This window comes from Micromonospora yangpuensis, from assembly GCF_900091615.1.
Classification (GTDB): Bacteria; Actinomycetota; Actinomycetes; order Mycobacteriales; family Micromonosporaceae; genus Micromonospora; species Micromonospora yangpuensis.
This window is the reverse complement of sequence record NZ_FMIA01000002.1, coordinates 2751431-2766763: the sequence shown is the minus strand read 5'-3', so window position 1 is coordinate 2766763 and position 15333 is coordinate 2751431. Positions and strand designations below refer to the sequence as shown.

At 67.5% G+C, this 15333-nt stretch carries 9 protein-coding genes, 3 rRNA genes and 1 pseudogene; 6 read left to right on the top strand and 7 right to left on the bottom strand.

Annotation, left to right across the window (positions count from 1 at the left end):
• The first annotated feature begins 144 nt into the window (after positions 1-144).
• Positions 145-1425, top strand: a complete 1281-nt coding sequence (locus GA0070617_RS12645) for a hypothetical protein (protein WP_091436711.1) — start codon at positions 145-147, stop codon at positions 1423-1425.
• 89 nt (positions 1426-1514) lie between these two features.
• On the opposite strand, the gene rrf is transcribed toward GA0070617_RS12645, so the two are convergent.
• The 4 genes from rrf to tyrS all read right to left on the bottom strand — a co-directional run bounded on the left by rrf (position 1515) and on the right by tyrS (position 8760).
• Positions 1515-1631: ribosomal RNA gene (gene rrf, locus GA0070617_RS12640) — 5S ribosomal RNA — on the bottom strand.
• Between the two features lie 84 nt (positions 1632-1715).
• A 23S ribosomal RNA gene (locus GA0070617_RS12635) occupies positions 1716-4827 on the bottom strand.
• Positions 4828-5211: 384 nt separating this feature from the next.
• Positions 5212-6726, bottom strand: a 16S ribosomal RNA gene (locus GA0070617_RS12630).
• The 16S, 23S and 5S rRNA genes sit together here, the layout of an rRNA operon.
• 744 nt (positions 6727-7470) lie before the next feature.
• Positions 7471-8760, bottom strand: coding sequence for a tyrosine--tRNA ligase (gene tyrS, locus GA0070617_RS12625; RefSeq protein WP_091436708.1), 1290 nt, complete (start codon positions 8758-8760; stop codon positions 7471-7473).
• Between the two features lie 116 nt (positions 8761-8876).
• Between tyrS and GA0070617_RS12620 the strand changes: the two genes are divergently transcribed.
• The 4 genes from GA0070617_RS12620 (at position 8877) to GA0070617_RS12605 (ending at position 11317) form a co-directional block, all read left to right on the top strand.
• Positions 8877-9284, top strand: coding sequence for a PaaI family thioesterase (locus GA0070617_RS12620; RefSeq protein WP_091446318.1), 408 nt, complete (start codon positions 8877-8879; stop codon positions 9282-9284).
• Positions 9285-9398: 114 nt separating this feature from the next.
• A complete protein-coding gene (locus GA0070617_RS12615; RefSeq protein WP_091436705.1) occupies positions 9399-10625 on the top strand; it encodes an NRAMP family divalent metal transporter in 1227 nt (408 codons plus the stop codon).
• A gap of 1 nt (position 10626) precedes the next feature.
• Complete coding sequence (locus tag GA0070617_RS12610; RefSeq protein WP_091436702.1) at positions 10627-11007, top strand: hypothetical protein; 381 nt, start codon at positions 10627-10629, stop codon at positions 11005-11007.
• Positions 10994-11317, top strand: a complete 324-nt coding sequence (locus GA0070617_RS12605; protein ID WP_091436700.1) for a hypothetical protein — start codon at positions 10994-10996, stop codon at positions 11315-11317. The genes GA0070617_RS12610 and GA0070617_RS12605 overlap by 14 nt, the downstream gene beginning before the upstream one ends.
• Positions 11318-11588: 271 nt before the next feature.
• Here GA0070617_RS12605 and GA0070617_RS12600 read toward each other — a convergent pair.
• From GA0070617_RS12600 to GA0070617_RS12590, 3 genes and pseudogenes are all read right to left on the bottom strand, one after another.
• Positions 11589-12935: pseudogene (locus tag GA0070617_RS12600) on the bottom strand (hemolysin family protein); the annotation flags it as partial.
• 160 nt (positions 12936-13095) lie between these two features.
• Positions 13096-13737, bottom strand: a complete 642-nt coding sequence (locus tag GA0070617_RS12595) for a hypothetical protein (RefSeq protein ID WP_091436697.1) — start codon at positions 13735-13737, stop codon at positions 13096-13098.
• A 45-nt stretch (positions 13738-13782) separates the two neighbouring features.
• Positions 13783-14262, bottom strand: a complete 480-nt coding sequence (locus tag GA0070617_RS12590; RefSeq protein WP_091446315.1) for a GNAT family N-acetyltransferase — start codon at positions 14260-14262, stop codon at positions 13783-13785.
• Positions 14263-14375: 113 nt separating this feature from the next.
• Here GA0070617_RS12590 and GA0070617_RS12585 point away from each other — a divergent pair, with 113 nt between their 5' ends.
• A complete protein-coding gene (locus GA0070617_RS12585; RefSeq protein ID WP_175440508.1) occupies positions 14376-15260 on the top strand; it encodes a universal stress protein in 885 nt (294 codons plus the stop codon).
• The last annotated feature ends 73 nt before the right edge of the window (positions 15261-15333 follow it).

The following is a 15333-nucleotide window of genomic DNA, read 5'->3' as shown; positions in this document are numbered from 1 at the left end:
GCGCCGGTCGTCGGACGTCGGTCGCTCGTCCCGGCGCGGCCGATAGCCGCCCCGGTCGTCGGACGCCCGGTCGAACCGGGGCCGCTCCTGGTCACCCCGGTAACCACCGCCGCGCCGCTCGCCACCATCGCGCCGCGGCCCGGAGTGCCCGGCATCACGGCGCTCACCACCCCGGGCACCGCCGTCCCGGTCGTCCCGTCGGAAACCGCCCTCACGCCGTTCCCCACCACGGAAACCACCGTCCCGGTCGCCCCCACGGAAGCCGCCCTCGCGGCGGTCACCACCACGGAAACCACCGTCGCGGTCCCCACCACGGAAGCCGCCCTCGCGGCGGTCACCACCACGGGCACCGCCGTCCCGGTCCCCACCACGGAAACCACCGTCGCGGTCGCCCCCACGGAAGCCGCCCTCGCGGCGGTCGCCGCCCCGGGAGCCGCCCTCGCGGCGGTCGCCGCCCCGGGAGCCACCGTCGCGGTCGTCCCGACGCTGGTCGGGACGGAAACCGCTGTCCCGGCGGTCCCCGCCGCGGAAGCCGCCCTCACGCCGCTCGCCCCGGGGGCCTTCGTCGCGCCGGTCGGCACCACGGGCACCGCCGTCCCGGTCGTCCCGCCGGAAACCGCCCTCACGCCGGTCACCACCACGGAAACCACCGTCCCGGTCACCGCCCCGGAAACCGCCCTCACGCCGGTCACCGCCCCGGAAACCAGCATCGCGGTCCGCACCGCGGAAACCACCTTCACGGCGGTCACCGCCCTCACGGCGGTCACCGCCCCGGAAACCGCCCTCACGGCGGTCACCGCCGCGGAAACCGCCATCGCGGTCCGCGCTACGGAAACCACCCTCACGGCGGTCACCTCCGGCGCCAGCGTCACGACGTGGGCCACCTCGGTAGCCACCCTCGCGGTCGCCGCCGGTACGGCGGTCGCCATCCCGGAAGCCGCGTTGCTCGGCAGGCCGGTAGCCGCCAGCGGACGACCGGTCGCCGCCCCGGGAGGCGGAGCCCTCACGCCGCTCGTCGCGGAACCCACCGCCACGTCGATCGTCCCGGAAGCCTCCTTCACGGCGGTCCCCGCTGCGGAAACCGCCATCGCGGTCACCGCTACCACGCTCCGCGCCGCGGTATCCACCGTCCCGGGTGGAGCCGGCGTCACGCCGGAACCCGCCCTCGTGGGACCCCCCACGCGGGCTGTCCGGGCGGCCGGCCCGGAAACCACCGTCCCGGGAGGGACCGCTGTCCCGACGGAAGCTGCTCTGGCCGCGATCGTCGCTGCGGTATCCACCGTCACCTCGACCCGCGTGTCCACTGCGGTCGTCGCGGCCACCCCGGTACGGGGGGCGGTCGTCGCGCCGGGCTCCGTCGGTTCGGTGCGGGCGATCGGTGCGGTCTTCGTGACGTCGGGGACGATCTCCGCCCTGCGGTCCTGAACTCACAGGTAATTCCTTCCTCATTGCGCCACAACGGCGCCACGCAGTCGAGGGCCGACCCATATGGGGCGGCCCTCGACTGTAAGAATGTCCGGCGGTGTCCTACTCTCCCACACCCTCCCGAGTGCAGTACCATCGGCGCTGGAAGGCTTAGCTTCCGGGTTCGGAATGTAACCGGGCGTTTCCCTTCCGCCATGACCGCCGTAACCCTATCGACATATCAAACAACACCCACACACGGTGATGTCGTTCGTTTGTCAAGAGTTGCACAGTGGACGCGTAGCAGCTTCGTAGTCAAGTCCTCGGCCTATTAGTACCGGTCAACTCAACCCGTTACCGAGCTTACATTTCCGGCCTATCAACCCAGTCGTCTAGCTGGGGGCCTTACTCCACCAAAGGTGGATGGGATACCTCATCTTGAAGCGAGCTTCCCGCTTAGATGCTTTCAGCGGTTATCCCTTCCGAACGTAGCTAACCAGCCGTGCCCCTGGCGGGACAACTGGCACACCAGAGGTTCGTCCGTCCCGGTCCTCTCGTACTAGGGACAGCCCTTCTCAAGTATCCTACGCGCACGGCGGATAGGGACCGAACTGTCTCACGACGTTCTAAACCCAGCTCGCGTACCGCTTTAATGGGCGAACAGCCCAACCCTTGGGACCTGCTACAGCCCCAGGATGCGACGAGCCGACATCGAGGTGCCAAACCATCCCGTCGATATGGACTCTTGGGGAAGATCAGCCTGTTATCCCCGGGGTACCTTTTATCCGTTGAGCGACACCGCTTCCACACGCAAGTGCCGGATCACTAGTCCCGACTTTCGTCCCTGCTCGACCTGTCAGTCTCACAGTCAAGCTCCCTTGTGCACTTGCACTCAACACCTGATTGCCAACCAGGCTGAGGGAACCTTTGGGCGCCTCCGTTACCCTTTAGGAGGCAACCGCCCCAGTTAAACTACCCACCAGACACTGTCCCTGAACCGGATCACGGCCCGAAGTTAGATACCCAAATCAACCAGAGTGGTATTTCAAGATTGCCTCCACCCATACTGGCGTATGGACTTCACCGGCTCCCACCTATCCTACACAAGCTAATTCGGATACCAATGTCAAGCTATAGTAAAGGTCCCGGGGTCTTTCCGTCCTGCCGCGCGTAACGAGCATCTTTACTCGTAATGCAATTTCGCCGGGCCTGTGGTTGAGACAGTGGGGAAGTCGTTACGCCATTCGTGCAGGTCGGAACTTACCCGACAAGGAATTTCGCTACCTTAGGATGGTTATAGTTACCACCGCCGTTTACTGGCGCTTAAGTTCTCCGCTTCGCCCCGAAGAGCTAACAGGTCCCCTTAACGTTCCAGCACCGGGCAGGCGTCAGTCCATATACATCGAATTACTTCTTCGCATGGACCTGTGTTTTTAGTAAACAGTCGCTTCCCCCTGCTCTCTGCGGCCATACAACGCTCCACCCGCGCGGGGCTTCACGTCTCCGGCCCCCCTTCTCCCTAAGTTACGGGGGCAATTTGCCGAGTTCCTTAACCACAGTTCGCCCGATCGCCTCGGTATTCTCTACCTGACCACCTGTGTCGGTTTGGGGTACGGGCCGCTAAGAACTCGCTAGAGGCTTTTCTCGGCAGCATAGGATCACTGACTTCACCTGAATCGGCTCGGCATCACGTCTCAGCCTCATGCGCCACGGATTTGCCTATGGCACGGCCTACACGCTTACCCCGGCACAACCACCGGCCGGGATCAGCTACCTTCCTGCGTCACCCCATCGCTTGACTACTACCCGCCAGGTTCCCACGCTCCCCACCATCAACCCGAAGGCCTCAAGCAGTTCGGATGGTTAGCACAACGAAGTTCATCAGGGACGCTCTTTCGCGGGTACGGGAATATCAACCCGTTGTCCATCGACTACGCCTCTCGGCCTCGCCTTAGGTCCCGACTCACCCAGGGCGGATTAGCCTGGCCCTGGAACCCTTGGTCATCCGGCGGAAGGGTTTCTCACCCTTCTTTCGCTACTCATGCCTGCATTCTCACTCGTGCCGCGTCCACAACTCGATCACTCGGCTGCTTCACCCCCGGCACGACGCTCCCCTACCCATCCACACACCTGCACCCCCACCCAAAGACGGGGACGAAGTAAAAATGTGAATGCCACAGCTTCGGCGGTGTACTTGAGCCCCGCTACATTGTCGGCGCGGAACCACTTGACCAGTGAGCTATTACGCACTCTTTAAAGGGTGGCTGCTTCTAAGCCAACCTCCTGGTTGTCTATGCGATCCCACATCCTTTTCCACTTAGCACACGCTTAGGGGCCTTAGCTGGTGATCTGGGCTGTTTCCCTCTCGACTACGAAGCTTATCCCCCGCAGTCTCACTGCCGCGCTCTCACTTACCGGCATTCGGAGTTTGGCTGATTTCGGTAAGCTTGTGGGCCCCCTAGACCATCCAGTGCTCTACCTCCGGCAAGAAACACACGACGCTGCACCTAAATGCATTTCGGGGAGAACCAGCTATCACGGAGTTTGATTGGCCTTTCACCCCTAACCACAGGTCATCCCCCAACTTTTCAACGTTGGTGGGTTCGGCCCTCCACGTAGTCTTACCCACGCTTCAGCCTGCCCATGGCTAGATCACTCCGCTTCGGGTCTAGAGCATGCGACTCAAACGCCCTATTCAGACTCGCTTTCGCTACGGCTCCCCCACACGGGTTAACCTCGCCACATGCCACTAACTCGCAGGCTCATTCTTCAAAAGGCACGCCGTCACCCCTAAAGGCTCCGACGGATTGTAGGCGAACGGTTTCAGGTACTATTTCACTCCCCTCCCGGGGTACTTTTCACCATTCCCTCACGGTACTCGTCCGCTATCGGTCACCAGGAAGTATTTAGGCTTACCAGGTGGTCCTGGCAGATTCACGGCAGATTTCAGGAGTCCGCCGCTACTCGGGAACACCCACAGAAGACCAGCCACTTTCACCTACCGGACTCTCACCGACTACGGTCAGCCTTCCCAGACTGTTCAGCTAGCAACTGGCTTTATCACTCCTCACACGAGTGTCAGCTCGTGTAGCAGGGTCCCACAACCCCGACCACGCAACCCCTGACAGGTATCACACGCAACCGGTTTAGCCTCAATCCGCTTTCGCTCGCCACTACTCACGGAATCACTAAATTGTTTTCTCTTCCTACGGGTACTGAGATGTTTCACTTCCCCGCGTTCCCCCCACACACCCTATGTATTCAGATGCGGGTGACATCACATGACTGATGCCAGGTTTCCCCATTCGGACACCCTGGGATCACAGCTTGGTTGACAGCTCCCCCAGGCCTATCGCGGCCTCCCACGTCCTTCATCGGCTCCTGGTGCCAAGGCATCCACCGTTCGCCCTTGACAACTTGACCACAAAGATGCTCGCGTCCACTGTGCAATTCTCAACAAACGACCAACCCACAACCCACCAACCCCACACCAGCAACCCACCAGGATCCGGTATGCGAGGCCAGGCCATGCCTGGCAACCACCACCCCCACACACGCAGGGGCGCAATGGCACTGAAGACCACAACCACATCACGCAGTTGTTCCTTCAGGACCCAACAGGGTGCTCTCCGCCTCTACCCAGCCGCACCAACCACCACCGCTCCCACCACCCGAAGATGGCTGTACTAGGCATGATCGGCCGTTGCCGAGGAAAAACTCACCAGTGTCTCCGCCATTCGAGCACCCCACCACCACATTCGGGCAGTGCGGGCTCCTTACCGACTTTCGTCGGAAGGTGCTCCTTAGAAAGGAGGTGATCCAGCCGCACCTTCCGGTACGGCTACCTTGTTACGACTTCGTCCCAATCGCCAGCCCCACCTTCGACGGCTCCCTCCACAAGGGTTGGGCCACCGGCTTCGGGTGTTGCCGACTTTCGTGACGTGACGGGCGGTGTGTACAAGGCCCGGGAACGTATTCACCGCAGCGTTGCTGATCTGCGATTACTAGCGACTCCGACTTCACGGGGTCGAGTTGCAGACCCCGATCCGAACTGAGACCGGCTTTTTGGGATTCGCTCCACCTCACGGTATCGCAGCCCATTGTACCGGCCATTGTAGCATGCGTGAAGCCCTGGACATAAGGGGCATGATGACTTGACGTCATCCCCACCTTCCTCCGAGTTGACCCCGGCAGTCTTCGATGAGTCCCCGCCATAACGCGCTGGCAACATCGAACGAGGGTTGCGCTCGTTGCGGGACTTAACCCAACATCTCACGACACGAGCTGACGACAGCCATGCACCACCTGTGACCGCCCCCGAAGGACCCCCCATCTCTGGAGGTTTTGCGGCCATGTCAAACCCAGGTAAGGTTCTTCGCGTTGCATCGAATTAATCCGCATGCTCCGCCGCTTGTGCGGGCCCCCGTCAATTCCTTTGAGTTTTAGCCTTGCGGCCGTACTCCCCAGGCGGGGCGCTTAATGCGTTAGCTGCGGCACAGAGAACCGGAGAGGCCCCCCACACCTAGCGCCCAACGTTTACAGCGTGGACTACCAGGGTATCTAATCCTGTTCGCTCCCCACGCTTTCGCTCCTCAGCGTCAGTATCGGCCCAGAGACCCGCCTTCGCCACCGGTGTTCCTCCTGATATCTGCGCATTTCACCGCTACACCAGGAATTCCAGTCTCCCCTACCGAACTCTAGCCTGCCCGTATCGACTGCAAGCCCGCAGTTGAGCTGCGGGTTTTCACAGTCGACGCGACAAGCCGCCTACGAGCTCTTTACGCCCAATAAATCCGGACAACGCTCGCACCCTACGTCTTACCGCGGCTGCTGGCACGTAGTTGGCCGGTGCTTCTTCTGCAGGTACCGTCACTTGCGCTTCGTCCCTGCTGAAAGAGGTTTACAACCCGAAGGCCGTCATCCCTCACGCGGCGTCGCTGCATCAGGCTTCCGCCCATTGTGCAATATTCCCCACTGCTGCCTCCCGTAGGAGTCTGGGCCGTGTCTCAGTCCCAGTGTGGCCGGTCGCCCTCTCAGGCCGGCTACCCGTCGTCGCCTTGGTAGGCCATCACCCCACCAACAAGCTGATAGGCCGCGAGCCCATCCCAAGCCGAAAAACTTTCCACCACCAACCATGCGATCAGCAGTAATATTCGGTATTAGCCCCGGTTTCCCGGGGTTATCCCAAAGCCTGGGGCAGGTTGCTCACGTGTTACTCACCCGTTCGCCGCTCGAGTACCCCGAAGGGCCTTTCCGCTCGACTTGCATGTGTTAAGCACGCCGCCAGCGTTCGTCCTGAGCCAGGATCAAACTCTCCAACAAAAACTTGTCGAAAAATCAACCCCGACAACAAACAACATGTTGCCAAAGGAATCCGAAACCAACCGATCGAAACCGGCCAGCCCGGGGTATAAAACAATTGGCACTGGCTTATCAAGCACCCTGTTGAGTTCTCAAAGAACAACCACACACCAACCAGAAACCCGGCATCACCGAGCCCCACCTGGGGTATTTCGTTCGCTCGCCCCCACCGCTCTCGCGCCGGGCACTTTTACTACGTTACCCGCTGATTTCCGCCGTGTCAAACCGGTGTTTCCTGGTCTGTCACACTTTCAATCTTTTCGGGCACCACGATCAGGCCGACTTGCGCCGGATAGATCTCCCGTGGTTTTGGCAGGCCGGCCGCTACGGTTACCCGCTGCTCGCCCGTTTCCCTGCCGACGGGCCACTCTACCCGGTCGGCTGCGCTCCGCCAAATCGACCCCGTGGTCGACCTCAGAGCACCGCCCGGATCAGGACTGACGAGTCGCTCGTCGACCTGGAAGTGGCCACCCCGCTCCGGCCTTGCAGGGCGTTTGCCCTGTTTCGTCCGTTCCGCGCTGGCAGAGAGAAAGTTACGCGCCCGATGGTTTGATCGTCAAATCGGCCGAGCGCGTCGCACGTCACACCGGTGGTGGGCTGCCGCCGCACCACCGGCCGCCGCACCACCGGCCGTGGCGCCGAACGACCCGGAGCGCGCCCGGGCGACCAGCGGCGCAACCGCCGGCCGTCGGTGGGAACCGCGGGTCAGCTCCGCAGCTCGACGCCGGCGAACGACCGCTTCCCCCGGCGCAGGACCAGGTATCGCCCGTGCAGCAGGTCGGCGGGAGTGACGGCCGCGTCGACCGCGTCGACCCGGTTGTTGTTGACGTACGCGCCACCCTCGGCGATCACCCGACGTGCCTCCTTCATGCTCGGCACCAGCCCGGACTCCTTGAGCAACCCGGCGACATCGGGCAACGCCCCGTCGAGGCGCACCAGACCGGCCTCGGCCAACGCCGCCCGTAGGGTCTCGGGCGCCAGGTCGTCGAGGCTGCCCCGACCGAAGAGCGCCTGGCTGGCCGCCACCGCCTGGGCCGTCTCCCGCGCACCGTGCACCAGGGTGGTCAGCTCCTCGGCTAACGCACGCTGTGCCTGGCGGGCCGCCGGACGCTCCGCGGTCGCCTTCTCCAACTCCTCCAGCTCCGCCCGGGGCCGGAAGCTGAAGAACCGCAGGTACCGTGCCACGTCGCGGTCGTCGACATTGACCCAGAACTGGTAGAAGGCGTACGGGCTGGTCATCTCCGGGTCGAGCCAGACCGCGCCGCCCTCGGTCTTGCCGAACTTGGTGCCGTCGGCCCGGGTCACCAGGGGCGTGGTGAAGGCCTGCACCGGGCCGGCGCCGCGGCGGCGCACGTAGTCCACCCCGGCGGTGATGTTGCCCCACTGGTCGGAACCACCGAACTGGAGCTGGCAGCCGTGCCGACGGTGCAGCTCGAAGAAGTCGTTGGCCTGCAGCAGCTGGTAGCTGAACTCGGTGAAGCTGATGCCGCTCTCCAGCCGGGCCCGGACCACCTCCCGGGCCAGCATCTTGTTCACCGGGAAGTGCTTGCCGACGTCGCGGAGGAACTCGACCACCGACATCTCGCCGGTCCAGTCCAGGTTGTTGACCAGTTGCGCGGCGTTCTCCCCCTGGTACGACACGAACGGCGCGAGCTGCTCGCGGATCCGGTCGACCCAGCCCGCGACCACCTCGGGAGAGTTGAGGGTACGTTCGGCGCTCTCCTTCGGGTCGCCGATCTGGCCGGTCGCCCCGCCGACGAGCAGCAACGGCCGGTGCCCGGCGAGTTGGAGCCGACGGGCCGTGGCGACCTGCACGAGGTGCCCGACGTGCAGGCTGGCCGCGGTGGGGTCGAAGCCCACGTAGAAGGTGGCCCTCCCGCCGTCGAGCAGGTCGCGCAGCTCGTCGGGGCCGGTCGAGTCCTGGATCAGGCCCCGCCAGCGCAGGTCATCGGTCAGGGAGTCCCGCCCGGACGGCGGAAGGCTGCTGTCGGTCACGGGGACCGATTCTCCCCCATCGACCGGGACGGGCCATAGCGGGTTCGGCGGGATCGGGCCCGGCTACCCTGGCCGTCGCGTGCTCGGCCGGTGCGGTGACCGGGGAGGAGAACGACATGATCGGGGAGGAACCGGTGAAGATGCCGGAACTGACGGACGGCCTGGCCAGCCTGCTGGGCCTGGAGTTCCACGAGGTGGGCGCGGAACGGGTGGTGATCCGCTGGCAGGTACGACCGCAGCTGCACCAACCGCACGGAATCCAGCACGGCGGCGTGTACTGCGCGGTGGTGGAGACGGCGGCCAGCGTGGGCGGGGCGCTCTGGTGGGGCGAGCGCGGACGGGTGGTCGGGGTGTCCAACCAGACCGACTTCCTCCGGGCGGTGCGCGAGGGTGAGTTGACCGCGGTGGGCACTCCGGTGCACCGGGGGCGTAGTCAGCAGTTGTGGCAGGTGGAGATCACCGACGGCGAGGCACGACTGGTCGCCCGGGGCCAGGTCCGGCTGCAGAACCTCTCCCCGGCCTGACCCCACCGCCGCGCCGTGGCTGACCGAACGGACGGTTGATCGCCGCTCTGCCCGCGATGGCGGCTTTCGTCCGGTTATCGTCGCGGCGATGACCAGGCCCGATCCGCCGCCGAGGTGAGGAGACTCCTCGCCACCACCCTCGGTGTCCTCTCCGCGGTCGGCGGCTTCGTCGACATCGGCGACCTGGTCGCGGCGAGCCAGGCGGGGGCCCGCTTCGGGATGGGACACGCCTGGGTGCTGCTGGTCGGCGTGATCGGCATCTGCGCGTACGCCGAGATGGCCGGACGGATCGCGGCGGTCAGCGGCCGGGCGGTCTTCGACCTGGTCCGGGAACGGCTCGGGCCACGCGTGGCGCTGCTCAACCTGGTGGCGTCGTACCTGGTCACGGTGTTGACGTTGGCCGCCGAACTCGGCGGGGTGGCGTTGGTGCTGCAGCTGGCCTCGGGCCTGCCGTACCTGCTCTGGGTGCCGGTGGCCGCGCTGGCGGTGTGGTTGGTGCTGTGGCGGATGCGGTTCGAGCTGATGGAGCGGGTCTTCGGCCTGGCCGGATTGGCCCTGGTGGTGTTCGCGGTGGCGCTGACCCGGCTGCCCACCGACTGGGCCGCGTTGGGTCGGCAGGCACTGGTGCCCGAGGTCGCCGGGCAGGGCTGGGGTGCCTACTGGTTCATCGCGGTGGCCCTGTTCGCCTCGACCGTCAGCCCGTACGAGGTGTTCTTCTTCTCCTCCGGTGGGGTCGAGGAGAACTGGAGCGTGCGTGACCTGGCCGACGCCCGGTTCAGTGCGCTGGTCGGCTTCCCGGTGGGCGCCTTCCTCGCCCTGTCGCTGATCGCCACCGCCGCGGTGCTGTACCACCCCGGCCGGACCCCGCTGACCGGGCTGGACCAGGTGGCGCAGCCGGTGGTCGTCGCCTTCGGGGTGGTCGGCCTGGCCGGGGCGGTGCTGGCGTTCTTCGCGGTCACCTTCGGTGCCGCGTTGGAGACCGGGCTCTCCGCGGCGTACGCGGCGGCGCAGTACTTCGGCTGGCAGTGGGGCAAGCAGGTCAGCCCGCACCAGGCGGCCCGGTTCCACAGCGTGCTGCTGGTGAGCGTGCTGCTCGGGGTGCTGGTGCTGATGACCACGATCGACCCGATCACGCTTACCGAGTACATGCTGATCATCAGCGCGGTGGCGCTGCCGATGACGTACCTGCCGATCCTGATCGTCGCCAACGACCGGACGTACCTGGGTGAGCGGGTGAACGGTCGGTGGACGAACCTGCTCGGCGCGGTGGTGATGGTGGTGATCGTGGCGGCGTCGATCGCCGCCATCCCGCTGGCCGTCGGCACGAGGATGGGACAGTGAGGTGAGGGTGCAGCTCGGCCGGCAGTTGCTGGACCGGCAGATCGTGGACGTCGACGGGTTGCTCGTCGGGAAGGTCGACGACGTGGAGTTCGCCGTGGACACCGACGGGGTGCCGTACGTGGGGGCGTTGCTCACCGGACAGGGGGCGCTCGGGCAGCGGATCGGCGGGCGGACGGGCCGGCTCCTGGTCGCGGTGACCAACCGGTTCGTCGACGATCCGCCGGTGGTGCCGTTGCGGATCCCGTACCCGCTGGTCGCGCGGGTGGACAGCGCGGTGCGGCTGCGGGTGCCGGCGGACCGGCTGCCCGCCGCACCGGTGGAGACGTGGCTGCGCCGGCACCTGATCGACCGGATCCCGGGAGCGCACCGTGCGGGCGGGTGAGCTGCTCGGCCGGACCGCGTACGCCCCGGACGGGCGGCGGCTCGGTCGGGTGGTGGACGTGGTGGTACGCGCCGACGGCACGCGGGGCCGGCTGCGGCTGACCGACCTGATCGTGGCCGGACACTGGTACGGGCGGGTGGCGGGCCGGCTGGTCGGCGCCGAGCACCATCCGTCCGGCCCGTGGCTGATCCGGATGACGGCCCGCCTGATCAACCGCAGCACCCACCAGTACCCGGTGGAGCGGGTGCGGTTCGATCCGCCGCTGCCCTGGTTCCCCACCGGACCGCCGGCCGACGCCGGCCACCCCTGACCGCTGGCCATCGACCGGCCGGTCGGTCGTGCCGCCGCCGGGTACCACCCGTCGGCGCGGCGTGCCGGACCGGTCAGCCGCAGGCGGTGTCTGGGGCCGGCCGCGACGGGGAGTCCCCGGCCGGCCCGGTGGACACCAGCCGGTCCGGACCGTCGGTGTCGCGAGCCGCGGTCGGGCGCTGCGGGGTGTCGGCGGAATCCGAGGTGGCGGTGTTGCCCGGGTCGTCGGACTCGATGCCAGCAGAACCGGCGGCGGCAGAGCCGGTGCCGCCGTCGGAACCGGCGGCATCAGCATCGGCGGCATCGGAATCGGCGGCATCAGCATCGGCGGCGTCGGAGCCGGGGCGGACGGCCGTCTGGCGGGCCCGGACCTCGGTGATCGCGTGGTGGTCGATGTCGGCGACGGTCAGCTCCCAGCCGTCGATCGTGACGTTCTCGCCCGGCGCGGTGGGGATGTGCCCCAGGCAGTTCAGCAGCAGCCCGGCGATGGTGGTGTAGTCACCCTCCGGGCGGCCGGGCAGCTCGATGCGCACGTCGCGCAGATCGTGCACCGGGAAGGTGCCCGGCAGCACCAGGGTGCCGTCGGGCTCGGTCCGGACGCTGTGCACGTCCCGGTCGGTCTCGTCGTAGATCTCACCGACGATCTCCTCCAGGATGTCCTCCAGGGTGACGATGCCCTCGACCGCGCCACGCTCGTCCACCACCAGCGCCATGTGCTGCCGCTCCGCCTTGAACTGGCGCAGCGCGTCGACCACCGGCACCGAGTCGGGCAGCAGCATCGGCGGTCGGGTCCGTTCGTCGATCGGCCGGTCGTCCGGCAGGCCCACCAGGTCCCGCAGGTGGATCACCCCGACCGTGTCGTCCAGACCGCCGTGGCGCACCACCGGCGCCCGGGAGTGGCCGGAGGCGGCCAGCACCAACCGCGCCGCCTCCGCCGTGGTGCCGCTGTCCAGGCAGAAGACCTGCAACCGGGGTACGAGCACCGCACGCAACCGCCGGTCGGCGATCTCCACCGCGCCGGCGATGATCGTCTGCTGCTCCTTGGTGAAGCCGTGGTTGCCCGAGACGATGTCCCGCAGTTCGTCCGGGCTGATCTCCTCACGCTGGGAGTCGGGGTTGAGGCCGAACAGGCGTACCACCAGGTCGGTGGTGGCCCCGAGCGCCCAGACCGCCGGCCGGGTGAGGCTGGCCAGCAGGTCCAGCGGGCGGGCGATCAGCAGGGCCCACCGCTCGGGCATCTGCAGGGCGATCCGCTTGGGGGCCAGCTCACCGAAGACCAGGGTGACGAAGGTGAGCGCCAGGGTCACCAACACGATGGCGGCCGGCTCGGCCGCGCCGCCGAGGAAGCCCAGCAGCGGCACCAACGGTCGGGCCAGGGAGACCGCCGCGGCGGCGGAGGCCAGGAAGCCGGCGAGGGTGATGCCGATCTGGATGGTGGCCAGGAACCGGTTGGGGTCCTTGGCCAGCTTGGCCAGCACCCGTCCGGACCGGCTGGCCCGTTCCAGCCGTTGGATCTGGCTCTCCCGCAGGGAGACCAGCGCCATCTCGCTACCCGCGAAGATCGCGTTGATGACGACCAGGACCCCGACCAGGGCCAACTGGGTCCAGATGCTCTGCACTCCGGGGCTCCCTCACCGTAGCGGCGCCGGCCGACGGACCGGCATCGCCGCCCGGAGATCCCGCAGCGGCGTAGGGCAGTCTTTTGCCCAACTCGACGGTCGGTGAATCCTCGGTACTCACGCCTGGGGTCGACGGCTCCCACGCCCCGGGCCGACGTGCTCAGGCCGGGTCGCTCACCGCGGTCGCCGTCAGGTCGAGCACCCACCGGTCGGCGACGGGCCGGAAGCCCAGCCGGCCGTAGTAGGGGGCGACCATGCCGGGTGGGCTCACCACCCGACGGAATCCCCGGTCGGTGAAGAGGCTGCTGCGCCGGTACACGAACTCACCGGGGGTGAGGTCCCGGTACCGCTCGATGACGTAGTCGAGGTCGATCTGGGCCACGTCGTCCGGCTCGGCGTGGGCCAGCACCACCCCGACCACCTCCTCGGCGCGGACCACCAGGAAGGCCGAGCGTCGCGGTACGTCCGGCGTCCAGCGGAAGTCGGGGTTGAAGCGGGCGATGTCGGTGGCGTGTACCCGCAGGGTGTGTGCCAGGAAGGCGTCGTCCACCCCGACCTCGACGACCTGGTACGTCGCCTCGTCGTGCCGGGTGGCGAGCATGCCGCGCAGGTACCACAGGTTGATCACGGCGAGTACCACGTTGAGGCCGACCATCGGCCACACCGCCAGGGCGGCGTTGTAGCCGATCAGCACCAGACAGCCGACCAGGTTGAGCGCGCGCAGCCGGACGATCCGCGCCTGCACCAGGGACCAGACCAGCAGCGCGGACCCGGCCCAACCGACGACGTCCAACCAGCTCACCCCGCGAGGGTAGTCGGCCCGCGGGCCCGTCCCGGCCGGCTCGGGTCAGTCGGTGAGTTCCAGCACGTACTCCGGCACGTCGGCGCCCCGGGTCGTGGAGTACCCGTGGTCGGTGCCGCGGATCACGAAGCCGCACTTGCGCAGCACCGCCAGCGAGCCCCGGTTGTCCTGGGCGGCGCGGGCGTGCACCGGCCGTCGGGGCAGCTCGCGCAGGAGTGCGGCCAGCGCGCCGGTGGCGTACCCCCGGCCCCAGTGCGGCCGGTCGATCCAGTAGCTGACCTCGGTCCGCTCGCCGACCGGGAAGGCCAGCACGTGCCCGACGACCCGGTCCGCGACGGTCACCGTACGCGCGACGATGGCCGGATCGGTGCGGATCCGGTGCCAGTGCGCGGCGAAGGCCCGCCGGTCGTGCGGGTCGTCGGCGGCGAAGGCCGCCATCTGGACCGCCGCCGGGTCCGACTGGTGCCGGAAGAACTCGGGCAGGTCGGTGTCACGGACCTCGCGCAGGCGCAACTCGGCGGTCACCGCACCGACGATACGCACCACCCGAACGCCGGCCGAACGCCGGCGTCGGCGCGGCATGCCGGCGGAGGGTACGGCGCACCGGACAATGGGGTCCACACCGATGACACTGGGGAGTGCTGATGGACCGACCTGTCGTGGTGGGCGTGGACGGCTCACCGGCCAGTCTGATCGCCGCCGAACAGGCGGCACAGGTCGCCGTACGGCGTTCCGTGCCGCTGCACCTGGTGCACGGCTACCTGCATCCGCTGGGGTACGGGGTGCCGTTGAACCCGTACGACCTGGGGGTGCCGGCACCGACCGAGCAGGCGCAGAAGATGCTGGAACAGACCGCGGCGGAGCTGCGCGACCGGTTCTCCGGTCTGTCGGCGCAGGTCCGTCAGGTGGCCGGCGGTCCGGGGGCGACCCTGGTCGAGGAGTCCCGCCGGGCCGGCCTGGTGGTGGTGGGCAGCCGCGGCCTGGGCGGCTTCACCGGGCTGCTGGTCGGCTCGGTCAGCCAGCAGGTGGCCGGACACGCGCACTGTCCGGTGCTGGTGGTCCGCCCGGCCGAGCAGCCGATCCCGGTGGCCGGGCCGGTGCTGGTGGGGTTGGACGGCTCGGACCCGGCGCTGGGCGCGGTCCGGGCCGCCGCCGACGAGGCCGCGCAGCGGGGCACCTCGCTGGTGCTGGTGCACGTCCGCGGCGACGACGAGGCCCGGGCGGTGCCCGACGAGGTGGCCGAGACCGAGGCGGCGGGGCGGGCCGAGTCCGACGAACTGCTCGCCGCGGCGGCCGTGGTCGTGCGGGCCGAGCACCCGGACCTCGTCGTCGAGCAGCGGCCGCTCCGCGCGGACAAGCCGGTGCCGGCGCTGGTGGCGGCCAGCGGTGACGCGACCCTGCTGGTGGTGGGTTCCCGGGGGCGGGGTGGCTTCACCGGTTTGCTGCTCGGCTCGGTCAGTCAGGCCCTCGTGCAGCACGCGCACTGCCCGGTGCTGGTGGTCCGCCCGTATTCGGCGGACTGACCGCCGGGCTCGGCGGGCCGGCGCGAGGCCGGCCCACCGGGCCACCGCCGGCGCAGGGCGGGTCAGTCGCCGC